This window comes from Arthrobacter sp. Y3223065, assembly GCF_059090885.1.
Window position 1 is genome coordinate 206,711 of sequence record NZ_JBNHGC010000001.1, and the last position, 22,343, is coordinate 229,053.

Here is a 22,343-nt window from a genome sequence, read left to right on the forward strand (position 1 = left end):
CTTCCTGCTACTTGGCCCGGGTCTTCGGATCCAGTGCTTCCCGCAGGGATTCTCCCAGCAGCGTGAAGCCCAACGCGGTCACGGCGATGCACAGGCCGGGCAGGAAGGCCAGCTGCGGCGCGATCCCCAGTTCGGCCTGCGCATAGGTGAGCATGCGGCCCCACTCGGCGGTCTGCGGGCGTCCGCCGCCCAGGCCCAGGAAGGAGAGCGCCGCGGCGTCGATGACCGCGGTGGCCAGCGTCAGGGTGGCCTGGACGATGACCGGGCCCACGCTGTTGGGCAGCTGGTGGTTCATGATGATGGTGCCCCGGCTCAGGCCCAGCGTCTGCGCCGCCAGCATGTAGTCCGCGCTGCGTTGCGAAATCATCGACGACCGCAGCAGCCGCGCGAAGATCGGCAGCTGGGCCACGCCGATGGCGATCATCACCGCGTACGCTCCCTGCCCCAGGATGGCCGCGATGGACACCGCCAGCAGCAGGTTCGGCACGGAGAGCAGGATGTCGACCGCGCGCATGATCACGCTGTCGATCCAGCCGCCGAAGCCGCCGGCGAGGATGCCCAGCAACATGCCCCCGGCCAGTCCCATGGCGGTGGAAACGACGCCGATGAGCAGCGAGGCCTGCGCACCCCAGATGAGTTTGCTGAGCAGGTCCCCGCCGAACCGGTCGAGCCCGAGGGGGAAGCCTTCCACCTCGCCGAAGCCGGGAATGTGGGTGGGTGTGATGTAGGTGCGGCCGGGCAAATCCTGGCCGCCGTAGGGCGCAAGCACCGGCGCCAGGACGGCCGTCAGCACGAACAGGCCCACGATGGCGGCGCCGGAAATGGCCTGCGGATTCCTGCGCAGCCTGCGGAAGGCGTCTTTCCAGAGGCTGGTGCCCCCGGGGCCGCTGCTGGCGGGAGCGCCCGGTGCGCCGGGCGGCTCGGGGGTGGTCCGGATGTCGCCGCCGGACTGCGGCGGAAGTGTTGTGCTCATTTTTAGACACGCACCCTCGGGTCGATGATGCTGTAGGAGATGTCCACGACCAGGTTGATCAGCGAATACAGCACGGCGATGAAGATGATGAAGCCCTGCAGGACGGGGTAGTCCAGATTGAAAATCGCGTCCCGCAGGAACCGTCCGATGCCGTTGAACGCGAACACGGTCTCGGTCAGCACGGCCCCGGAAATCAACAGCCCCAGCTGCAGGCCGATGGTGGTGGTGACCGGCAGCATCGCGTTGCGCAGGATGAACCGGTTGCGGATGGTTTTCTGCATCAGCCCCTTGGCACGCGCGGTGCGCACATAGTCCGCGTTCTGGACCTCCAAGACGGAGGCCCGGGTGATGCGCACGATGATGGCCAACGGAATGGTGCCCAGCGCGATCCCGGGCAGCGCCAGGTGCAGCAGCGCATCCCAGGCGGCATCCCATTCGCGGGTGAGCAGGCCGTCGAGCACATAGAAGTCGGTGACGTGCGTGGCGTTGATCCTCGGATTTTGCCGGCCGTCGGTAGGGAACCAGGGCAGCTGGATGGCGAACAGCCACTTCAGGATGAAGGCCAGGAAGAAGACCGGGACGGTGATCCCCACCAGCGACAGCACGACGGAGGAGTGGTCGGGCCACTTGCCGTTGTACCTGGCGGCTTGGTAGCCCAGCGGGATGCCTATTCCGACGGCGATGATCAGGGCAACGATCGTCAGCTCCACCGTCGCCGGGAAGCGGGTCGCGAACTCGGTCAGCACGGGCCGGCCGGTGAGGATCGAGGTGCCGAAGTCACCCTGCAGCAGCTTGCCCATGTAGACGAAGTACTGCTCGATCAACGGCCGGTCGAAGCCGTAGAGCTCGTTGACCCGCGCCACGGCCTCTGGCGTGGCACGGTCGCCAAGCAACGCCGTGGCGGGTCCGCCGGGCAGGCTCCGAACCCACAGGAACAGCAGCAGGGAAAGCCCGAAGAGCGTCGGGATGAGCAGCGCGATGCGCTTGACGATGACTCTGAGCACAGCGTCCTTCCGGATCCCGGTCCCGGCGTTGCGCCGGATGCGGTGGAAATTGCCTATTCGGCAGCAGGCCGGGCGCGGCCCGCTGGTTGATCGGGCCGCGCCTGCCTGCCGGGGTCCGCCGTGTGCGGACCCCGGCAGGACGGGCTACTCGCTGAGCTCGATGGCGTTGAACACCTCGTCGTTCACCGGGCTGGCCGGATAGGAGGTCACCCGGGGTGCGAAGGCGAGCGACGGCGCCGGGTGCGCCAGCGGGATCGCCGGGAGGTACTGCGCGATGTCCTCGTTGATCTCCTCGTACAGCGGCGTCGCCTCCTCGATGCTGCTGGTCTCGCGGGCCTTGGACAGCTTGTCGAACAACTCCTTGTTATTGAAGCCGAACTCCGGCTTCTCCTGGCCGAAGAAAACCCCGACGAAGTTGTCTGTGTCGTTGTAGTCGCCGGTCCAGCCGAGCAGGTGGATGTCGTGGTCCGCGCTGGCCTGGATGCGGTCCAAATAGTCCGGGGACCACTTGTCCGGCTGTGCCTCAATGGTGATGCCGACCTCTTCGAGCTGGGCGCTCAGGTTGGTGAACACCTGTTCCGGCGTCGGCATGTACGGCCGGGAGACCCCCGTGGGGTAGTTGAACATCAGCTCAAGGCCGTCGCCGTAGCCGGCCTCTTCGAGCAGCGCCCGCGCCTTCTCCGGGTCGTACTCGTAGGTGGTGACGTCGTCCTTGTAGCCGTTGACGGTGTCCGGGACGAACTGCGTGGCGACTTTGGTGCCCTCGGGCAGGGTCTGGCGGACCAGCGCTTCCTTGTCGATCGCGTGGGCGATCGCCTGGCGGACCTTGATGTCCTTCAGCGCCTCCTCCTCCTGGTTCATGCCCAGGTACAGGATGGTGAACGGATCGCGCGCAATGACGTTGAAGCCGGCGTCGGCCAGTGACTGCGTATCGGCCGGCGCCACCAGGTCGTAGCCGTCGATGTCCCCGGCCTCCAGCGCCTGCCGGCGGGCATTGGGGTCCTCGATGATCCGGAAGATGATCTGCTGGACCTGGCCCTGTTCGCCCCAGTACCCGTCGAAGGCGGAAAGCTGCAGCGACTCGCCGACGGACCAGCTGTCGAACTTGAACGGGCCGGTGCCGACCGGGTGGCCCATGGCATATTCGCTCAGCTCCGGAGCCTCTTCCGAGCCGCCGACCTCCTCCGCGTTGAACTCCTGAAGGGCGGTGGGGCTCTGCATCGCGAACGCCGGCAGGGACAGCGCCGGGATGAAACCGGCGAACGGCTGGGCGAGGTTCACCGTCACCTCGGTGTCGCTGGCCGCCTCGCAGGAGTCGTAGACGGCCGTCTCGGGAGAGTCCGAGTAGCCGCGGAACAGCGAACCGTAGTAGTAACTCATCGCCTGGGACTGCTGGATCCCCTCGAAGTTGTACCAGCGGTCAAAGTTGAAGCAGACGGCCTCGGCGTTGAAATCGGTGTCGTCGTGGAACTTCACGCCTTCCTTGAGCTGGAACGTGTAGGAGAGACCGTCGTCGGACATCTCCCACGATTCAGCCAGCAGCGGTTCAGCGTCGGGGGTCCCTTCCTTGACGCCCACGAGGCCCTCGAAGATCTGGCGGCTGACGCGGAAGGACTCGCCGTCGCTGGCGAAGGCCGGGTCCAGCGACTTGGGATCCGACGACGCGGCGAAAACGAACGTCGAATTAACCGCCTCCTCCGTCTCGCCTTGCGCTCCGCCGCCGCGCTCGCTCTCGGCACAGCCGGACAGGACGAGTGCGCCGGCGGCCAGGCCGGCAATGACGGCTCCGGTGTGCCGGCCGCGGCGCCGGCCTCCGGAAAAGATGTCAGCAAATGACATGGACTGCTCCTCGGGGACGTGAGGTGTGACGCCGACTTTGTGTACGGCATCCGGCAGAGGCGCGGTGACGCGTCCGCTTGATGAGAGCTTAGTCACATGTCCGATCGAAAGCATCGGTTTCAGGTTCGGTGGTTTGCCAAATCCATCACAATTTGGTGACAGCTGCCGAGCGGAATCGAGCGACGGCGGCGGCGGACGTGCCGTACGCCCGGCCGGAAACGGGGCGGTGAAGCGCCAAGAGCCCCGCAACGTGACGCTGCGGGGCTCTTGTTGATGGTGCGCAAGGCGGGACTTGAACCCGCACGTCCGAAGACACTGGAACCTAAATCCAGCGCGTCTACCAATTCCGCCACTCGCGCATTCGTTCCGGCACTTCGGAACAGCTATCAGTCTACCGGCATGGCGGCAGTCGTTTTGCGGGGGACTTATGCCTTGTGCGGCCGCCTAGTTGTCCAGGCCGAGGTCGCGGCGCAGCTTGGCCACGTGGCCGGTGGCCCGGACGTTGTACTGGGCCAGCGCCACCTTGCCCTCGGGATCCACCACGATCGTGGAACGGACCAGGCCCTCGTAGATCTTGCCGTAGTTCTTCTTTTCGCCCCAGGCCGCATACGCCTCGGCTACGGCGTGGTCTTCGTCGGAGAGCAGCGGGAAGTTCAGCTCTTCCTTATCCGCGAACTTCACCAGCTTCGGCAGCGGATCGGGGGAGACCCCCAGCACCGCGTATCCGGCGCCCTTCAGCGAGTCGAGACTGTCGCGGAAGTCGCAGGCCTGCTTCGTGCAGCCCGGTGTCGAAGCGGCAGGATAGAAGTAGACCACAACGTTTTGGCCACGATAATCGGCCAGGGAGACGGTGTTGCCCGCCGAGTCCTGCAGCGTGAATTCCGGCGCGATGTCGCCGGTGGACAGTCGTTCGGCCATGGGGCAGCTCCTTAGCGATCTGGGATTCCAGCACCAGCATAGCCAAGACGGCCCTCGGGCCGCCCGGACTACGTACGTATACTTGATTGCATGCCGGATTTGAAGAATTGGCCGATGCCACGGTTGCTCTCCACCGCCGCCCGGCTCGTCGAGCACGAATGGAACGACAAGCTGGCCGGCCTGGGCCTGACCCACGCGGGCGTCATTGCCCTCGAGGTGCTCGCCGCCGAGGGGGAAATGACGCAGGCGCAGCTGGCGACCCGTGTGCGCGTGCAGGCGCAGACCATGGGCAAGACCCTGGGCAGGCTGGAAGTCCATGGTCACATCATCCGTGCCCGCAGCGATGTGGACCGCCGGCGGCAAATCGTGCAGATCACCGACGAGGGCAAGCGGGCACTCAAGCATGCCGCCGAGCTGGAGCGGCTGCTCAGCAGCGGCAGCGGCGACCAGATGGATGAGCTCAAGGAACGGCTGACGGTCATCATCCGCAGGCTGGGCAACAGCCGCTTCGGCATCGGCTCGATCGAAACCATCGACGTCGCCGAGATCGACGGCTACGAAGACGGCGACTGACCCGCTGGCTTCCCGGCCGCCGGAGTTTGTCATCCGGAACCCGCGCGCTTCCATGTCACCGTGATCGGCGATGAGCTACTACAGAGCCGGCGATTTCGTCCTCGAGAGCGAGACGTCCCGAGCGATCTAAGCTCCCAACCCACAACGACGTCGATGCCCACTTTCCGGTGCACGCCGGGGAAGGAGGCGGGTCCGGCACCCCGTGCCTACCCAGGTTTCCGGCCGGTGGATGTACTGGCCACCGGTCCCGCCCCCCTGTAAAACCACCGGGGTTCGGTTCTAACCGCCGGCAGTTGCCTCTGCGGTTACCGAGCTCTCCCGCGCCGTCCGCGATGAGCGTTCGACGAGGGCGGCGAACTCATCGCTGGACATCACGTCCGCGTACTGGACCTGGATGTTGCGCAGGGATTCCCAGTACTGCCCGTAGCCCTCAGGGGTTTCCTGGTCGAACTCGGGGTTGCGGCCGTGGGTATTGAGGGGAATGGCCGTGCCGGAATCGGCCACGACGATCACTTTGTATCCCCGGTCGAAACCGTCGCGTGCCGTGGTCGGTACGCAGTTGGCGGTCGAGGAGCCGACGATCACGAGGTACTCGGCGCCGTCCTGCTGGAGGTACTCGTTGAAGGCTGTCCCGTAGAAGCTGCTGTTGCGGTGCTTTTGGAAGACGGGTTCCCCCTTTTGCGGTTCGAATCCTTCGCAGAGGGCGCCGTTCCACGTCCCGTGGTTGAACGGCGAATCGGGCTCTGTCCACGACGGATACTTCAGCCCCCAGATGCCGATGTCATAACCTTCGGGGTGCATGCCCCACATGGACCAGATGACCTTAATTCCCTTTGCGCGGGCGAGTTCGATCATTCTCTTGGCCGGCCCGAGGGATTCCTGCCCGGAGGGAGCCCCGCCGACACTCTGAATGTAGTCCGCCCCGTCCGGGTCAAGGCAGAGATTCTGGATGTCGAGCGCGTGGACCACGGTCTTGCTCAGATCAATGGTCTCGGGGATGAAGCTGTTGGAACGGTCGACGTACTTGTTGAGCTTGTCTTCGTAGGCGGTCATTGTCTTTCCCTTTACTTGCTGGATTCCTCTGTACGGTCCGATGCCGAAGCCGTATCGCCTGCTGCGCTACGGGCGGGCTCTTCGGGGCCTTCTGTCACGTTGTCCTGGCCGTGTTTGAAGCCGGGGATCAGTTCCTCCCAGTCGTATTCCTGGATGAAGTACTTGGCCGTGCTGTAGGTGCCGTCCATGGTGTCGCGCAGGTTCTTTGGCCCGTCGAAGCCAAGCATCTTCCAGCCCATCTGGTCTTTGTTTCCGCCGTACACCGGGTCGGCGTAGAAACCTTGGCGGACGTGCAGACACAGGGTGTCGAAGAAACTTTTGTCTTCATCGGTGTTTCCCTGAAGCCGCGAGTAGTACACCTCCATGGAGGTCAGCGAGACCGGCACCGGTTTGGGAGCGCCGCTGACCTGCTCTAGCACCTGGTCCTGGACTTCTTCGGTCGCGGCCTTGAAGGACTCTGCCCGCAACTCGCGCGACCGGCGGTCGAGCTCACGGACCCCTTCGCGGTAGAGCCGCTGCAGGTCGGTGATGCGTGCCCGGGCAGACCGTGCTTCTTGGCCGGCCAGGGCCAGGAAGCCGGAGCCGTCGGCTGCCGCGTAAAGGTAGTCGATGCCTGAGAGGTAACGGTCGATGAAGACGATGACCCTCGCCTCGCGTGCCCCGGGATCCTGGTCGGTGGGCATGACGCGCGCGGCGGCGGCTTCGATGGTTTCCCACTCGTGGTCGGTGAAGAACAGTTTTTCATCCGAGTCGGGGTCGATGTGGATCGGGACGATTTCCCAGTCGGCTTTCGAAACCATCTTGTCTTCCTTTCTACGATTTCCTGCCGGCCGACTATTAGCCGCCGGCAGGTTCAGCCGCTAGCTGCGGCCCTTGAGATAGGTGCCGGCGATGTAGTCTGCGCAGCGCCAGGAGTGGGCCATGATCGTGAGTGTGGGGTTCACGCCCATGGCGGTGGGGAAGGCTGCGCCGTCAAGCACGAAGACGTTGTCCACCGAGTGGGCCTGGCCCCATTCGTTCAGCACCGACTTGCCTGGGTCGGTTCCCATCCGGACAGTGCCCTGCTGGTGGCAGGCGTTGCCGGTGAATTCATCACCCAGGTAGACGGGGGTGGTTTTCGTTGCCCCGGCCGCCTGGAGGATTTCCACGTTTTTGTCGATCTGCCATTTGCTCATGGCGATGTCGTTGGCATGGGGCTTGTTCGTGATCCGCGCTACCGGCAGCCCCCAGGCATCTTTGACGTTGGGGTCAAGGTCGACCCGGTTCGTCTCCTGGGGCATGTCCTGGAGGATGAATCCGACCTTCATCGAGTAGTCGAAGTAATTTCGGTCGGCGTCCTTCATGGCCTGGCCCCAGGTCGGCCGGCCGGGCATGATCGCGTTGATGGCCTGTCCGATCTGGGTGGTGGCGATGATGCCGCCGCCGATGTGGCCCCTGCTTTCGTCGGTCTCGTAGAAGTGCGTGGAACCGCCGCTTTGGTAGTTCCCCGTCCAGCCGCGCAGCGGCTCCTCGATGTCCTTGTCGAACAGTCCGACCGCGAAGATGTATTCGTGGAAGGTGGCGTTCTTGCCGACAAGGCCGGAATCGTTCGCGAGACCTTCGGGGAACCGGTTCGATTTGGACAGCAGCATGAGCCGCGCCGACTCGATCGCGCCAAGTGCAAGGACGACCACGGCTGCGTCCTGCTCGACCTCATGGCCTTCGGGGTCGATGTAGATGACGCCGGTGGCCCGGCCGTCCTTGCCCAGTTTGACTTCCCTGACGTAGCTGTCGGCCCTTACCTCCAGGTTGCCGGTGGCGAGGGCTTCGGGGATGTACGTCGTCGCCACGCTGGACCGGGTTTGGGTGGGGTCGCCGTACTGATTCCAAAAACTGGTCCGGTTCACCGCCGCCCTGCCCAGTGCGTTGCCTTCGGTCAGATGCGACATGGGCAGTGGGAAGGAATTGATGCCCAGCTTGTTGGAGCCTTCATAGAATTTCTTGCCGAACCTGGTCGGAGGCAACGGCCCGCTGGGGTACGGCTTGCTGCGGAAGCCTTCCCCCCGGTCGGCGCCGGTCAGGCCCGAGATGCCGTAGCTCCATTCAACCTTGGTCAGGTACGGTTCCAGGTCCTCGTAGCGGTACGGCCAGTCGGCCAGGCTTGCGCCTTCCAGATCCCCGTGGAGGGAGTGGAAGATGAAGTCCGACTCCCTCGGCCTGGGCATCCAGCCGGCCATGTGGCTCGTTCCGCCGCCGACGTTCGAGGGCACGGGGGAGAAATTGAAGATCCGCGCTTCGGAGTTTTCGTCCCTGCGCACCGTCCTGGGCATCAGCTTCACGTCCGGCCACAGGTAGCTGCGGTTCTGGAACTTCAACTCGTCGCCGGAGTAGTGTTCCTCCGGGCGAAGCCACGGGCCCTTGTCGAATCCGACAACTTTGTAGCCGGCTTCGCTGAGGACCTTGACGGCGGGTCCACCGCCCGCCCCGAGTCCGACGACGACGACGTCCACCGGGTCCATTTTTCGATTGCTGCTCACAGTAGAACCTCTCAGTTCGGTGGTGGTTGTGGGAAAGGTTTAGTAGCTTCCCTGGCCCTCCTGGCTTTCCTGCAGGACGGCCTGGTGCCACTCGACGTTCGACTTGTCGACGACATCGGTCGGGATGCGGACGAACTGGTTGACTTCCATGCCCAGGACTTCATGCGCGAAAAGGGTTTCGATCATGTTGTGCCCCATCTCGACGCTGTTCACGTCAACGGTTGCGGTGAGTTTGCCGGCCTTAATGGAGTCCATGCCCGAAATCAGGCCGTCGGCACCGATGGTGATGATGCCGTCCTGCCCGTCCCAATGCTTGAGGCCGCGTGCGTCGATGGCCTGGGAAGCGCCGAGCGCCATGTCTTCGTTTTCGCCGTAGATCGCGTTGACATCGGGGTTTTTGGTCAGCAGGTCCTGCGCTGCCCTAAGACCTTTGTCCCGGACGTAGCCGCCGTCGGCCTGTCCGACGATTTCGATGCCGGGGTACTCCGAGATGGCTTTCTTGAAGCCCTGCTGGCGCAGCTTGGTCCAGTCCGATCCGGAGGGCCCCATGATCTGGATGACCTTGCCTTCGCCCTTGAGCTGATCGCCGATGTATTTTCCGGCGATGTAGCCGGACTGCCAGCGGTCGTCATAGCCGATGTTCGAGACGGTATTGAGGCCACCGGTGGGGTCCTCGGCCTGGGAAGGATTGGCCAGCTCTTCAGTGGAGTTGAACTGGTAGAAGTCGACGCCTTCTTCCTGTCCGCGGCCGTACAGTTCCTGCATCGTGGCGGCGTTGGCGGCGGAACAGACGAAGACCGCGTCGAAGTCGCGGGCGATATACCCCTGGACGATGCCAAGGGTTTCAGTGCCTGAATGGGCGTCGTTGAGGGCGCCCTGCCGCTCCCAGGTCCAGTTCACACCGAACCGGTCCTCGTATTCCTTCATCTTGTTGAAGGCCGCTTTTTCGACCTGGGTATAGAACTCGGAGAGGATCGGGGGGGCAAAGCCGACTTTGATTTCACGGCCGTCCACCAATTCGCGGATGGCGGCATCGGCGGCCGAGTCCGGGTTGACTGCGGCACCGGCGCCTCCGCCCCCGCCTCCCCCCGTGCCGGTCGGCGTCTCGACCGTGGTGCAGCCGGTGAGGATGAGGGCTGCCGTGACTGCTCCGGAAGCGAGGGCGCTGCGGGTCCGGGCGTACCGACGGCGGCCTGCGGGCCGGGTGGTGTCAGTTGTGGACATTGTCTTGCCTTTCATTTTTTGGTGGTCCCCGCAGCAACGGGGAGATCGGGGAAGCTGGTTACGATTACACGGGGGCGACGTCGAGTACGACGGCCCGCCGTTGCCGGACTCGGGCGTTGATGATGGCGCTGATCCGGTTGGCCAGGACAGCGATGATCAGAATCGAGCCGATGACGATTTTCTGGTAGCTGGACGGAACGCCGGCGAGGTTGATGATGTTGATGGTCGCGGCCAGAGTGATGGCGCCGAGCACGGCTCCCAGGATGCGGCCCCTGCCGCCACTGAGTGCCGCACCGCCGATGACGGCGGCGGCGATGGCCTGGATCTCGTAACCGACACCGAGGTCGGCCGGGACGTTGGTATTTCGACCGGCGAGGATGACGCCGGCGATCGCGGCGCACAGCCCGCTGATGACGTAGGCGATGATCCGGACCCGGTCCACCCGCACGCCGGACTGTATGGCGCCGGTCCGGCTGCTGCCGACAGAGAAAAGGTGTGTCCCAAGGCGGGACGATCCCAAAATCCCGCCAAGGAGCAGCGCCACGATGAGGGATATGACCATGGGCAGGGTGAGGGCTCCGGCCAGCGGACTCAGGCCGCCGATAACATAGAACTCGGGGACCATGTAGCCGATGATGGGCACGCCCTGTGTCCAGATGTAGAGGATGCCGCCGGCGAATCCGAGCATTGCGAGCGTGGCAATGAAGTCGGGCAGCCCGACCCGGGTGACGAGCAGGCCGTTGCCGATCCCGATCAAGGCGCCGGCAAACAGCGCAGCGAGGATCGCGACGAACAGCGGCATTCCCGATTTCATCGTCTGGGCCGCTACCCCCGCGCAGAGTGCCATGGCGGCGCCGATCGAGAGGTCGATGCCTCCCGCGATCAAGACGACGGTCATGCCCATGGCCAGGATCATGACCGTGATGCTGCTGTTAAGGATGTTGAACAGGTTTGACGGAGCCAGGAACACCGGCAACGTGAACGCCGCGATCAAACAGGCCAGTACGAGCATGGCCAGCACGCCGAGGGTGGGGTCCAGCAGGATCCGGTCGACGATGCGGCCGACCAGGCCGGTGTTGCGTCTGGGTGTTGAAGTGCTCATGGTCAGTCCTGCTGTTCGGTCACGAACGGACGGGGGCGGGCGGCGGGCTTCTGCGCCTGCTGCTGGGCCGAGGCCGGGAGGGTGCCCTGGGGAGTGTCGTGCCTGGGGGGCGTGTCGCGCCTGGAGCGTTTGCCCATATTGAGCGCGTATTGCTGGACGCGGCGGTCGAAGACCACCCCGGCGACGATGCAAAGGCCGGTGACGATGCTGAAGTAGACGGGGTCGACGCCGTTGAGGCGCAGGCCCTGCTGCAGGGTTGCCAGCAAAAGGCCGCCGACGACGGCGGCCCAGACGGAACCGCGGCCGCCGGCAAGGCTAACGCCTCCCAAAACGGCGCCGGCGATGGCAATGAATTCGTAGCCGCCGCCCAGGAAAGCCTGTACGGCGCCGAGGCGGGAGGCAATGAGGACGCCGGCGGCTCCTGCGAGCATGCCGGAGACGACGAAGGTGCCCATCCTGACGCGGAGGACGTTGACGCCGGCGACGTTCGCCGCGTCGGCGCCGATGCCGATGGCGTATATGCGCCGGCCGAACACCGTCTTGGCCAGGAAGAGCTGCATGATGACCAGGAGGATTGCGGCGATCCAGAAGGCGCTCGGAATGCCCAGGAAACGGCCGTAGACGATGTCCGAAAAGCCTGGCGTCGTCACGCCCTGGAGAGGTACCTGTTCTGTCAGGACGATGAGCAGCCCGCTGGCGATGTTCAGCGTGGCCAGCGTGACGATGAAGTCGTTGATGCCGAACTTCGTGATGAGCCATCCGTTGAACAGGCCGAATGCCGTGCCGGTGGCGACACCCACGAGGACGCCCACCAGGGTCGGCGCACCGCTGAGCAAAGCCCACATGGTCGTTCCGGCGCTCAGCCCGGCGACCGTGCCGACGGACAGGTCGATGCCGCCGGCCACGATGACGATTGCCACCCCGACGGTAATCAGCAGGACGGGTATGGCGTTGTTGATGTAATCGGTGAGGCTCTCCGGTTGCAGGAAGACAGGCGACATCAGCTGGAACACGATGACCAGGACGATCAGGGCGACCGCGATCGGCACGCCGCTGGTCGAAAGCGTGCGGGATACGGCCCGTTGGAGATTCATCATTCGCTCCTGCCGGCGGATAGGGCCAGGATTCTGTTCTTCACGCCCTCGAAGTTTCCGGCGGCCAGTTCCTGCTGCAGCGCGGTCACCGAACCCACCAGCCGGCCTTTTTTCATGACCAGCACACGGTGGCTGAGTTCCAGCAGCTCGGCGATTTCCGAGGCGATGACGATGGCGGCCCCGCCCGCGGCGACGAAATCACGGATGAGGTTGTGAACCTCCACCTTGGCCGAGACGTCGATACCCTGGGTCGGTTCGTCGAAGATCAGCAGCGAGGGCTTGGTGTTCAGGCAGCGGGCCACAATGGCCTTCTGCTGATTTCCGCCGCTCAGGTTTCGGATCTTTTCCCTGACGCTTGGGGCACGGATCGCCAAGCGCTGCCGGTAGCTTTCGGCCTGGTCCATCTCATCGCGGCTTTTGATCAGGAAACCCAGCTGCGTGACGCCGCCCAGGCTGGAGATGGAGATGTTTTCGGCAACCGAAAATTCCGGCAGAATGCCCAGCTGCTTGCGGTCTTCCGGGAGCATGGCCAGCCCGTGGCGGTATGCCGAGCTGGAATCGCGGATGCGGAGGGGTTGCCCGTTGAGGTGCATTGTTCCGCTGCTCATCTTGTCCAAGCCCATGATGAGCCTGGCCAACTCGGTCCGCCCGGCACCGGCGAGTCCCGCTATGCCCAGGATCTCGCCCTTGCGGACCGACAGCGAAATGTCCTTCAGGACGTGGCTGCGGTGCACATTCTCCAGCCGCAGCACTTCCTCCTCGCCGGCGTCGGGCGCCGTGTGCGGCGGCGTTCCGCTGGCCGCTCCGAATTCGCCGGCCGCGATTCCAAACATCATGCCAAGCAGCTCATCGACGTTCGTTTCGGCGATGGCGGCAGTGCCGGCGTTGGCCCCGTCGCGGAAGACGGTGGCGGTGTCCGCCAGACCGAACAGTTCCTCGAGATGGTGGGTTACCCACAGCAGTGGTACGCCCCGCCCCCTGAGCTTGCGCATGTGTTCGAACAGGTGCCGCTTTTCTTCTTCCTCAAGCCCTGAGGTCGGCTCGTCCAGGATCAGCACGCGGGGGTCGAAGGCCAGTGCTTTGACGATTTCCACCACGCGCTTTTTCAACGCACCGAACTCCCCGACGGGAAGCTTCAAGTCCTCCCGGGTCAGCCCGAAGTCGGCGGCCAACTGCTGTACCCGCTCCTCCATGCCCTTGCGGTCAAGCCTGACCTTCAGGCCGAGAAAACGGGCATTCACCTCGCGGCCGAGGAAGATGTTGTCCAGTGCCGTGAGCGCCGGAACGAGCGAAAGCTCCTGATGGATGGTCGTGATGCCCGCATTGAGCGCATCACTGGGATGGCGGAAACGTACTTCTTCCCCGGCCAGGGTAACCGTGCCCGCATCCGGGGAGACCACGCCCGAGAGCACATTGATCAGCGTGGATTTGCCGGCGCCGTTGCCCCCCAGCAGGGCATGGATCTCGTCGGGGCGGATGTCCAGGCTCACCCCGCGCAGGGCGGTTACGCCTTGGTACTGCTTCACCACGCCTTCTACTTTCAGCAGCGGCGAATGATCGACCGGTTCGGTGGAATGCCGCATGGGATCGCTCCTGTTCTCCGCTGGAGGTTGAGGCGAGGGGTGAAGCTCCGTCTGTGAGCAACATCATGTGAAAACTCAATATAGTAAGCAGTCCCAACAAATGCAACACTTTCTTTTGCTGCAGTGGGGAAACCTCGGTACAGGCGGGTTGTCAGCACGGTTGTCTAGGGTGCCTTCGATCCTAGGCTCCGATGTCTCGGCAGGAATAATAGCGGCCCAGACCGCCGGAAACCGTTGACTTCGGGCTGTGATGGCGAATAAGTTGTTGCTCACTACTATTGAATGATGATCGGAGACGGTAATGAGGCAGCCTAGCCGCGAAGACAAGTTCTCCTTCGGCTTGTGGACGGTGGGATACGCGGGAGTCGATCCCTTCGGCGGCCCTACCCGGTCGCACGTGGATGTCGTTGAGGTGGTCGAACGGCTTGCCGGTCTCGGTGCCTATGGATTGACGTTCCACGATGATGACCTCTTCGCCTTCGGCAGCAGCGAGGGGGAGCGGCAGAAGCAGATTGACCGCCTGAGAGGTGCACTCGAGGACACGGGCCTTGAGGTTCCGATGGTCACGACGAACCTCTTCAGCCCCCCGGTTTTCAAGGACGGCGGGTTCACCTCCAATGACAGGGCCGTCCGGCGGTTCGCGCTTCGGAAGGTCCTGCGGAACATTGAGCTGGCCGCAGAACTCGGCGCCAGGACTTTCGTCATGTGGGGAGGTCGCGAAGGCGCAGAGTACGACGCTGCCAAGGACGTCCGGGCAGCCCTTGAGCGGTACCGCGAGGCGCTCGACGTTTTGGGGGGCTTCGTGACCGATCGAGGGTACGACCTGCATTTCGCGATTGAACCCAAGCCCAACGAGCCCCGCGGCGACATTCTGCTGCCGACGGTCGGCCATGCGCTGGCTTTCATCGAAACCTTGGAACGGTCGGAACTCTTCGGCGTCAACCCTGAGGTCGGACATGAACAAATGGCGGGCCTGAATTTCACCGCCGGCGTTGCCCAGGCGCTGTACCACGGCAAGCTGTTCCATATTGATCTCAACGGCCAGCGGGGGGTCAAGTACGACCAGGATCTGGTCTTTGGCCATGGCGACCTGCAAAACGCCTTTTCCCTGGTGGACCTGTTGGAAAACGGCGGCCCGAACGGGGGCCCGGCTTACGACGGTCCGCGCCACTTCGACTACAAGCCGTCGCGAACCGAGGATGCCGGGGGAGTGTGGGATTCGGCTGCGGCGAACATGCGGATGTACCTGTTGCTGAAAGAACGGGCCGCCGCCTTCCGCTCGGACCCTGAGGTGCAGGAAGCGATGCGGGCTTCCCGCGTCACCGAACTGGCGCAACCGACCCTTGGCGAAGGAGAGTCCTACGCCGAGCTGCTTCAGGACCGTTCCTCATACGAGGAGTTTGCCCCGGAGGGGTACTTTGACGGCTCCGGGTTCGGGTTCGTCCGGCTGCAGCAGTTGGCCATGGAACACCTGCTTGGCGCGCGCTGATCCGCAGGAACCGTTGAGGTTTTGGACCCGGCCGACGTAACGGGAGGCATCATGACGCTTGTTGCGGGTGTCGATTCTTCGACACAGAGCTGCAAAACGGTGTTCCGGGATGCCCGCTCGGGCCGGGTCGTTTCTGCGGGACGGGCAGCTCACCCGGCCGGCACCGAAGTTGACCCGGAGGCCTGGTGGAGCGCACTGCAGGCAGCGCTCGCCCAGGCGGGAGGTCTCGGCTCAGTCAGCTGCCTTTCCATAGCAGCACAGCAGCACGGGATGGTGGCCCTCGATAAGGAGGGCCGGGTGATCCGGCCGGCTTTGCTCTGGAACGACACTCGTAGCGCGGGCGCTGCCGCTGCCCTTGTGAGCGAAGTGGGCGCCGATGAATACGTGCAAAGGACGGGATTGCTTCCGGTAGCGTCGTTCACCGCGAGCAAACTGCGGTGGTTGCGTGACGCAGAACCCGGCAATGCCGCAAAGGTCGCCGCGGTCGCACTTCCCCATGACTGGCTCACCTGGCGGCTGCGAGGGTACGGGCCAGCTGCTTCAAGCCCGCTTGGGCCGGTCCTTGAAGAACTCACGACGGACCGGTCGGATGCCAGTGGCACCGGCTATTGGGATCCGGAGGCGAACCGGTACGACCTGGATCTGTTCACTTTGGCCCTCGGACATGCTGCCGTTCTTCCCGGGGTCCTTCGCCCCCATGAGCGGGCGGGGAAGACGCCCGAGGGAATCATTTTGGGCGCGGGAGCCGGAGATAATGCCGCCGCGGCGCTGGGCCTCAACGCTTCCCGCCAGGAAGCCATGGTTTCGATCGGCACCAGCGGAACGGTATTCGCCTCATCCGCCGAACTGCACCGGGACAGTACGGGATCCGTCGCAGGCTTTGCAGACGCTGCGGGCGCTTTCCTCCCGATTGCGACCACGCTCAATGCAGCACGCATCCTGACGTCCGTCGCCGAGGTGCTGGGCGTTGACAACGACGGGCTCTCGCGTCTCGCCCTGGAGGCTCCCCCTGGCGCCAGGGGAGCAGTCCTGATCCCCTGGTTCGAAGGGGAACGCACCCCAAACCTGCCCCATGCGACGGGCAGTCTTCACGGCCTGTCGCTGACCTCGATGACAAGGCCCAATCTTGCGCGCGCTGCGGTTGAGGGGATGCTGTGCAGTCTCGCCCGAGGGCTTGATGCTCTGCGTCGGGCCGGCGCACGTCCCGAACGGGTCCTCTTGATCGGCGGGGGCGCGCAGAACCGGGCGGTCCGGTCGGTTGCCGCGCAGGTCTTCGATATGCCGGTCTCGGTTCCGGCACCCGGCGAGTACGTGGCCGAAGGAGCCGCGGTGCAGGCCGCATGGGTCCTCAATGGAGCACGCCCTGACTGGCCGCCGCACTTCGACGCGGAACTGCGACCCGATCCGCGGCCTCTTATCCGGGATCAGTACGACAGCCATGCCGAACAGCAGGAGACGTGGTTCCGCGGTCACAGCGAAGGCTCGGCGTGAAGAAGCAGGCAGGCGCCAGCAGACCGGGCACGGGACTGGTCCTGGCCAATGCCCGCAGCACCCGCCTGACGCTCGACCCCTTCGGAGCCAGGATCGTCGAACTGCTCCTGCCGGACAGGGGCGGCAAGCACGAAAACGTGGTGCTTGGGTTCGACGCTGTTGACGACTATCGCCGCCACGCGAACTGCTACATCGGCGCAACGATCGGTCGGACAGCGGGCCGCATCCCGGGCGGCCGGTTCTCCTCAGCTGGGGTGACCTTTCCCGTTACCGCGAACGAGGGGCGGAACCATCTTCATGGAGGACCAAGGCGAAGTTTTGACCGCGTCCTGTGGTCCAGATCGGACGCGTCCCCGGAACCGGCGCAGGACGACTTCGTCAGTTTTGAATACCGCAGCCCCGAAGGCGAAGAAGGCTATCCGGGAAACCTCTCGGCGCGGGTCCGGTACTCGCTGTCTGACGCCAATGAGCTATCGATTCTCTTCACGGCCAAGGCCGACGCGGACACCCCGGTCAATATGACCAATCACGCTTACTGGAATATGGACGGGGCCGGGGCGAGGCCCGTCATCGATCAGCAGCTAATGGTTGACGCGGATTACATCCTGGCCACGGATTGGGAACTCATTCCGACGGGCAGCCACCTGCCTGTCGCCGGGTCGGCTTTCGACTTCCGCAAGCTGAGGCGGATCGGAGCCTTCCTGCCCGAATCGGGCACCGAGCCATGGCCGGGCATCGATAATACGTTCCTGTTCAATCCCGACAAGGACAAGGACAAGGACAAGGACAAGCCGGCGGCGGTACTTTACTCTCCCCGGACCGGACGCATGATGGAGCTGTTTACCACCGAGTTCTGTCTTCAGGTTTATACAGCGAACCGGCTGCCTCCGCTGGCGGGCCGAGGGGGTGCCGTGTACGGGCCCGGCAGCGGCATATGCCTTGAACCCCAGAAGGTTACCGATTCCAGCCGTTTCCCCGACTTTCCTTCCGTCGTCCTTCCGGCCGGAACGGAGTACCGGCACCTCAGCCGTTACCGGTTCTCGACGACGTGAAACTGATCAACCAGGCTTTAGGCGACGAACGCGTAGGCTGCGGGGTCGGCCAGAAGGTCGGCGAAAACCAGTTCAGCCGCGCCGACCATGAGAAGATCCGCGCCCAGCTGCGGCCGGGAAATGTGAACGCTCTGGCGCGAAACCGGCAGTGATTCGCGGGAAACGAGCCGCTCCAGCCGCTCCGGATCAGCGGCATGCAAGGAGCCCAAAAAGCCGCCCAAGATGATCAACTCCGGATTCAGTATGTTGATTGCATTGCCGAGGGCAATGGCGAGGTACTCCTGCTGCCGGTCCACGACCGCCCGAACTTCGGCAGAGGTGGACGAAAGCAGCGCCTCCTCCAGCTCGTCCACATCAGCGGATGCCAATCCCAGGGCGGCAAGCAGAGCGTCACGGGTCACTTCGGATTCCAGGGTGCCTCGGGCATGGGCAGTGTCAAGCCCGCCGCCGCTTCTGATCCGGGTGTGGCCCAGCTCCCCGGCATGGCCGGCGACGCCGGTCAGGGCTTGGCCTCCGCTGATGATCCCGCCGCCAATGCCGCTCGCTCCGCCGTTGAGGTAGATCATGTCGCTGACCCGTCGGGCGGACCCAAAGGTCCTTTCGGCAAGGGCACCAAGGCTCGCATCGTTGGCGGCTTTCACGGGATACCCCGTGGCAGTGGCCAGCATTTCGGCAATCGGTTCATCCGTCCACTCCAGATGCGGAGCCAACCGCACGAGCCCGTCCTGTGTCCGCACCAAGCCAGGTACCGCGACGCCGACACCTGCGATTCGGTTCCCGTTGGTCTTCATGCCTTCAATGATCGCCGCACTGATGTTGACTGCTTCGCGGACGCTGGGAGCCTTATCCGTCTCGTACCGGATCCGTTTCTGCACAACCCCGCCCAGGCTGACGGCACCGACGGTGACCGCGTCGATCTCCGGATTGACCGCGATTGCCACGGTCGCCGGGTTTGGGCGTACGACCGCACTCGGTCGCCCGACACCGTTGCTTGAGTCCGGGCTGGTTTCCAGGACCAGGCCGAGCTCGATCAGCTCGCCGACCAGGGCGCCGATTGTTGACCTGTTCAGCCCTGTTTTCCGCGTCAGCTCGGAGCGGGGGACGGGTCCTGCATGATGCACGAACTGAAGAATGGTGGAGAGGTTATGTCGGCGAATGCTGTCAAGGTTGTTCCCCGCCCGCTGGGCCGGCGGCAGCCGCCCGTGGCCGGTGCGCAGCGGCGCGTTTGATGTACTCAACCAAACCTCCCTGGATGGTGGACAAGGGAACGACTGCCTAACTAATCGTTCAACCGCAGGCTACTCCATCCCCGCGACCATCAAATGTTTATTCCTTGAACAAATTATGGCACAAGAGTAATCTTCCGGTATGTCGAACGCCGATGGTCCTCCGCGCCCTGTCCGCACCGGCTTGGTGGGCTATGGCCTGGCCGGCAAAGTCTTTCACGGTCCCTTCCTCCGTGCCCTTCAGGAGTTCTCCTTGGACGCCATCGCGACGTCCCACCCGGAACGCAAGCTGCAGGCCGCCAAGGATCATCCCGAAGCGAAAATTGTTGCAGACGCCAACGAATTGCTGGAGGCAGGCCTGAATCTGGAGTTGGTGGTGCTTGCGGGGCCTCCCCATACCCATGTGGAGCAAGCACTGGCAGCGCTGGACGCAGGCTTGGCCGTGATCGTGGACAAGCCCTTTGTGCCAACGGTCGCCGACGGCGAACAACTGATCGAACGGGCGGAACGTGTCGGGAAGCCCCTGATTGTTTTCCAGAACCGGCGGTGGGACGGGGACTTCCGAACCGTGAGGAAGGTACTGGCCGACGGGCAGCTGGGCCGGGTCTATCAGTTTGAATCGAGCTTCGAGCACTGGGCGCCCAAAATCGTTGACCGCTGGCAGGATGCAACGCCTCCGCGGCTGGCCGGCGGGATTACTTTTGATCTGGGAAGCCACCTCATAGACCAGGCCCTGGTACTGTTCGGGCCGGTTGACGAGATCCGCGCCGACGTGCGCACTGTCCGTGAAGGGGGCGGCAACGACGACGTCAGTCTCGTTGAGCTCTTCCACTCGAACGGCGTGCATTCGCGGCTCTGGATGAGCCGGGTGGCGGCGCAAGCCGGACCCCGCTTCCGCGTTTTGGGGACTGAAAGCGCTTTTGTCAGCTACGGCCTGGACGGACAGGAGCCGGCCTTGGCAGCCGGTGCAGTCCCAACTGATCCAGGGTTCGGTGCCGAGCCCGAAAGCACATGGGGCACCATCGGCATCCAAGGGCCAGGCCATCCCGCACCCATTGCAGTGCCGACCGAAAGAGGCGACTACCTTGGGTTTTACAGGGCTGCGGCCCAGGCGATTCGGGGAAGCGGGCCTATCCCCGTCGATCCCAGGGATGCTTTGGAGGTCGTCCGCGTGATTGAACGAATTCATCAGCTCGGGAAGCCTGGCTAGGGGAGGCTTCGGGCGTCAGTTCTTCTCCAGGCCCGGCCCTGCTCCGTCCGAAGAACAAAAAACCCCGTCTGTCCAGGCTTGCGCACTGGCCAGACGGGGTTTCGCTTGTGCACCCCCCGGGACTCGAACCCGGAACCCATTGATTAAGAGTCAATTGCTCTGCCAGTTGAGCTAGAGGTGCAGCTGTCGGTGAGAGTCCCAGCGGCGGTTTCCCGGGCGCTTCTTCCCTCGCGACGACATGTAACTCTAGCAGGACCTTTCCACGAAAGTGAAATTGAAGCGGCGTTTGTCGCCTACTTCACAGAAACGGCCAGCATTCGGTCCTCGTCGGTACCGTTGGTGAGGACCCAGAGCCGGCCGTCCGGGGCCGCGGCCACGTCACGCAGCCGGCCGTATTCTCCTTCGTAGAAGGCCTCGGGCTCTCCGGCCTCCGTGCCGTCAAGCTCTACCCGCCACAGCCGCTGGCCCCGCAGTGCAGCGATCCACGCAGTGCCGTCCACCAAGGCCATGCCGCTGGGGGAGGCCTCGGCCGTGGACGGCCAGACCACCTTGGCGTCGATGAACCGCTCGTCGCCGGGGGCTCCCGTAACGTCCGGCCAGCCGTAGTTGCCGCCGGGTTCGATCAGGTTCAGCTCGTCGTCCCGGTCAGGGCCGAACTCGGTAATCCAGAGCCTGCCGTCGGCGTCCCACGCCAGCCCCTGCACATTGCGGTGGCCGAAGCTGTAGACCGGGCTGTCGCCGAAGGGGTTGCCGGGGGCCGGGTCGCCGTCGGGCGTGACCCGCAGAATCTTGCCGCCCAGCGAGGACAAATCCTGGGAGCGGGAGGAATCGGAGGCGTCGCCGGTGGCGATGTACAGGTAGCCGTCCGGGCCGAACTTGAGCCGTCCGCCGTTGTGGATCCCGGCTTTGGGGATGCCGGTGACGATTTCCTGCGCGTCGCTGAGCCGGCCGTTGTCCCAGCGGTAGCTGAGAACCCTGTTGTCCTCCGGCGAGGTGAGGTAGACGTAGAGCCGGGCATCGGCGTCGAAATCCGGGCTGGGCTCCAGCCCCAGCAGGCCGGCCTCACCGGTGGTTTCCAGCGCAGATTCGACGGGCACGGCGGCGACCGTTTCGCCGTCGACCACGTGTTTGATGAGGCCGGTGTCGTTTTCCGAGATGAGTGCGCTGCCGTTGGGCAGGACCGCTATGGACCACGGTTCGGCCAGGCCGGAGGCTGCGGTGTCCACGTTTGGGCTGGTTCCGGCGCCGCCGCCACCGTCCGGCCGGGCATTGCCGCCGCCGCTGCAGCCGGCCAGGACGGTGGACAGCACCACGGCCAGGGCCAAGGGAGCAAACCGAAGCGGCAGGACGCGCCGATCCGCCTCGTCGTCCATCCGTCAGCCTCGTTTCCGGTTCGCTCCGTCTCCGTCCTCGGCCTGGACGGACGGTTCGATGACCGCCTCGCCCGTGTAACCGAGCCATTCGGTCTCATCGTAGAGCGGTTTATCCGTGACGGCCGCCTGCTCCGCTGCCGCGTCCTCGACATCGGCAGGCACCGGCTCCCCGGCGCCGGCACCTCCGGCGGTTGCCGTGCCGGTGGCGCCAGGGAACTCCGGCATTGTCTCCTCGACCACCAGGTCCTCGTCGACGGCCGGAACCAGGCGGTCGGTCGTCTGGTTCCGGCCGACGGTGTCGGAGGGCGCGTGCGTCAGGTTTTGGCCGGCGGTGTCGGAGGGCGCGTCCGTCAGGTTCGTCGGCGTGGAGGCCGGGGAGCTGGCCTCCGTGGAACGGGGCTTGCGGCTGAACAGCCGGCACAGCAGGGCGGTCACGATGGTGGCTGCGACGGCGATCCTGATTCCCCATCTCCGGTCCATGGCCTTCACCTTCGGTTGATGGTTGTGGTGCATCCGGTCCCGACGTTACGTGCGGGGCCGGGCAGTGTCCATAGGCCCCGGTGCCCGATCGGGGAGGCGGAGCCGGCAGGTTTGGGGAGATGCCCGCCGGGCCCGAGGCAGGC

Annotated in this window: 19 protein-coding genes and 2 tRNA genes; 5 read left to right on the forward strand and 16 right to left on the reverse strand. The window is 64.5% G+C overall.

Translation table 11 applies throughout. The annotated features are described in order from the left end of the window. Nucleotides 1-7 precede the first annotated feature (7 nt). From AC5RUK_RS00950 to bcp, 5 genes are all read right to left on the reverse strand, one after another. Nucleotides 8-973 (reverse strand): ABC transporter permease, encoded by a 966-nt coding sequence (locus AC5RUK_RS00950; RefSeq protein WP_493986847.1) that lies wholly within the window; start codon nucleotides 971-973, stop codon nucleotides 8-10. Nucleotides 974-975: 2 nt separating this feature from the next. Next, nucleotides 976-1,977 (reverse strand): ABC transporter permease, encoded by a 1,002-nt coding sequence (locus tag AC5RUK_RS00955; RefSeq protein WP_493986848.1) that lies wholly within the window; start codon nucleotides 1,975-1,977, stop codon nucleotides 976-978. A gap of 144 nt (nucleotides 1,978-2,121) precedes the next feature. Continuing rightward, entirely contained in the window at nucleotides 2,122-3,816 is a 1,695-nt protein-coding gene (locus tag AC5RUK_RS00960; RefSeq protein ID WP_494151127.1) for an ABC transporter substrate-binding protein, read from the reverse strand. 274 nt (nucleotides 3,817-4,090) lie between these two features. Next, nucleotides 4,091-4,175: transfer RNA gene (locus AC5RUK_RS00965), tRNA-Leu, on the reverse strand. An 85-nt stretch (nucleotides 4,176-4,260) separates the two neighbouring features. Continuing rightward, nucleotides 4,261-4,734, reverse strand: coding sequence for a thioredoxin-dependent thiol peroxidase (bcp, locus tag AC5RUK_RS00970; RefSeq protein WP_493986850.1), 474 nt, complete (start codon nucleotides 4,732-4,734; stop codon nucleotides 4,261-4,263). Between the two features lie 114 nt (nucleotides 4,735-4,848). On the opposite strand from bcp, the gene AC5RUK_RS00975 reads away from it, so the two are divergent. Further along, nucleotides 4,849-5,307 carry a MarR family winged helix-turn-helix transcriptional regulator gene (locus tag AC5RUK_RS00975; protein WP_494151128.1) on the forward strand — a complete coding sequence of 153 codons (459 nt, stop codon included), beginning with the start codon at nucleotides 4,849-4,851 and terminating at the stop codon, nucleotides 5,305-5,307. Between the two features lie 279 nt (nucleotides 5,308-5,586). Here the strand turns inward: AC5RUK_RS00975 and AC5RUK_RS00980 are convergent, their stop codons facing one another. The 7 genes from AC5RUK_RS00980 to AC5RUK_RS01010 form a co-directional block, all read right to left on the reverse strand. Beyond that, nucleotides 5,587-6,360: a cysteine hydrolase family protein gene (locus AC5RUK_RS00980; protein WP_494151129.1), complete on the reverse strand. Its 774-nt coding sequence runs from the start codon at nucleotides 6,358-6,360 to the stop codon at nucleotides 5,587-5,589. A gap of 11 nt (nucleotides 6,361-6,371) precedes the next feature. Further along, a complete protein-coding gene (locus AC5RUK_RS00985; protein ID WP_494151130.1) occupies nucleotides 6,372-7,160 on the reverse strand; it encodes a gluconate 2-dehydrogenase subunit 3 family protein in 789 nt (262 codons plus the stop codon). Between the two features lie 60 nt (nucleotides 7,161-7,220). Next, the gene (locus AC5RUK_RS00990) at nucleotides 7,221-8,876 is read right to left on the reverse strand and encodes a GMC family oxidoreductase (RefSeq protein WP_494151131.1); all 1,656 of its coding nucleotides are present in this window, start codon (nucleotides 8,874-8,876) and stop codon (nucleotides 7,221-7,223) included. 39 nt (nucleotides 8,877-8,915) lie between these two features. Continuing rightward, nucleotides 8,916-10,100, reverse strand: coding sequence for a sugar ABC transporter substrate-binding protein (locus AC5RUK_RS00995; protein ID WP_493986855.1), 1,185 nt, complete (start codon nucleotides 10,098-10,100; stop codon nucleotides 8,916-8,918). Between the two features lie 64 nt (nucleotides 10,101-10,164). Further along, a complete protein-coding gene (locus AC5RUK_RS01000) occupies nucleotides 10,165-11,202 on the reverse strand; it encodes an ABC transporter permease (RefSeq protein WP_493986856.1) in 1,038 nt (345 codons plus the stop codon). Between the two features lie 2 nt (nucleotides 11,203-11,204). Next, nucleotides 11,205-12,296 (reverse strand): ABC transporter permease, encoded by a 1,092-nt coding sequence (locus tag AC5RUK_RS01005; RefSeq protein WP_494151132.1) that lies wholly within the window; start codon nucleotides 12,294-12,296, stop codon nucleotides 11,205-11,207. Further along, entirely contained in the window at nucleotides 12,296-13,879 is a 1,584-nt protein-coding gene (locus AC5RUK_RS01010) for a sugar ABC transporter ATP-binding protein (protein WP_494151133.1), read from the reverse strand. The genes AC5RUK_RS01005 and AC5RUK_RS01010 overlap by 1 nt, the downstream gene beginning before the upstream one ends. A gap of 301 nt (nucleotides 13,880-14,180) precedes the next feature. On the opposite strand from AC5RUK_RS01010, the gene xylA reads away from it, so the two are divergent. Genes xylA through AC5RUK_RS01025 form a run of 3 tightly spaced genes read left to right on the forward strand, consistent with a single transcriptional unit; the run spans nucleotide 14,181 to nucleotide 17,911 of the window. Next, a complete protein-coding gene (xylA, locus tag AC5RUK_RS01015; RefSeq protein ID WP_494151134.1) occupies nucleotides 14,181-15,368 on the forward strand; it encodes a xylose isomerase in 1,188 nt (395 codons plus the stop codon). A 51-nt stretch (nucleotides 15,369-15,419) separates the two neighbouring features. Then, the gene (locus AC5RUK_RS01020; protein ID WP_494151135.1) at nucleotides 15,420-16,859 is read left to right on the forward strand and encodes an FGGY family carbohydrate kinase; all 1,440 of its coding nucleotides are present in this window, start codon (nucleotides 15,420-15,422) and stop codon (nucleotides 16,857-16,859) included. Beyond that, the gene (locus AC5RUK_RS01025) at nucleotides 16,856-17,911 is read left to right on the forward strand and encodes an aldose epimerase family protein (protein ID WP_494151136.1); all 1,056 of its coding nucleotides are present in this window, start codon (nucleotides 16,856-16,858) and stop codon (nucleotides 17,909-17,911) included. Before AC5RUK_RS01020 ends, AC5RUK_RS01025 begins: the two co-directional genes overlap by 4 nt. A 17-nt stretch (nucleotides 17,912-17,928) precedes the next feature. On the opposite strand, the gene AC5RUK_RS01030 is transcribed toward AC5RUK_RS01025, so the two are convergent. Beyond that, a complete protein-coding gene (locus AC5RUK_RS01030; protein WP_493986862.1) occupies nucleotides 17,929-19,149 on the reverse strand; it encodes an ROK family protein in 1,221 nt (406 codons plus the stop codon). A gap of 130 nt (nucleotides 19,150-19,279) precedes the next feature. Here AC5RUK_RS01030 and AC5RUK_RS01035 point away from each other — a divergent pair, with 130 nt between their 5' ends. Continuing rightward, nucleotides 19,280-20,347, forward strand: coding sequence for a Gfo/Idh/MocA family protein (locus tag AC5RUK_RS01035; RefSeq protein WP_494151137.1), 1,068 nt, complete (start codon nucleotides 19,280-19,282; stop codon nucleotides 20,345-20,347). A gap of 108 nt (nucleotides 20,348-20,455) precedes the next feature. Here AC5RUK_RS01035 and AC5RUK_RS01040 read toward each other — a convergent pair. The 3 genes from AC5RUK_RS01040 to AC5RUK_RS01050 all read right to left on the reverse strand — a co-directional run bounded on the left by AC5RUK_RS01040 (nucleotide 20,456) and on the right by AC5RUK_RS01050 (nucleotide 22,200). After that, a tRNA-Lys gene (locus tag AC5RUK_RS01040) sits at nucleotides 20,456-20,528 on the reverse strand. A 112-nt stretch (nucleotides 20,529-20,640) separates the two neighbouring features. After that, entirely contained in the window at nucleotides 20,641-21,720 is a 1,080-nt protein-coding gene (locus AC5RUK_RS01045; protein ID WP_494151138.1) for a PQQ-dependent sugar dehydrogenase, read from the reverse strand. A 3-nt stretch (nucleotides 21,721-21,723) separates the two neighbouring features. Beyond that, nucleotides 21,724-22,200: a hypothetical protein gene (locus AC5RUK_RS01050; protein ID WP_494151139.1), complete on the reverse strand. Its 477-nt coding sequence runs from the start codon at nucleotides 22,198-22,200 to the stop codon at nucleotides 21,724-21,726. Between the last annotated feature and the right edge of the window lie 143 nt (nucleotides 22,201-22,343).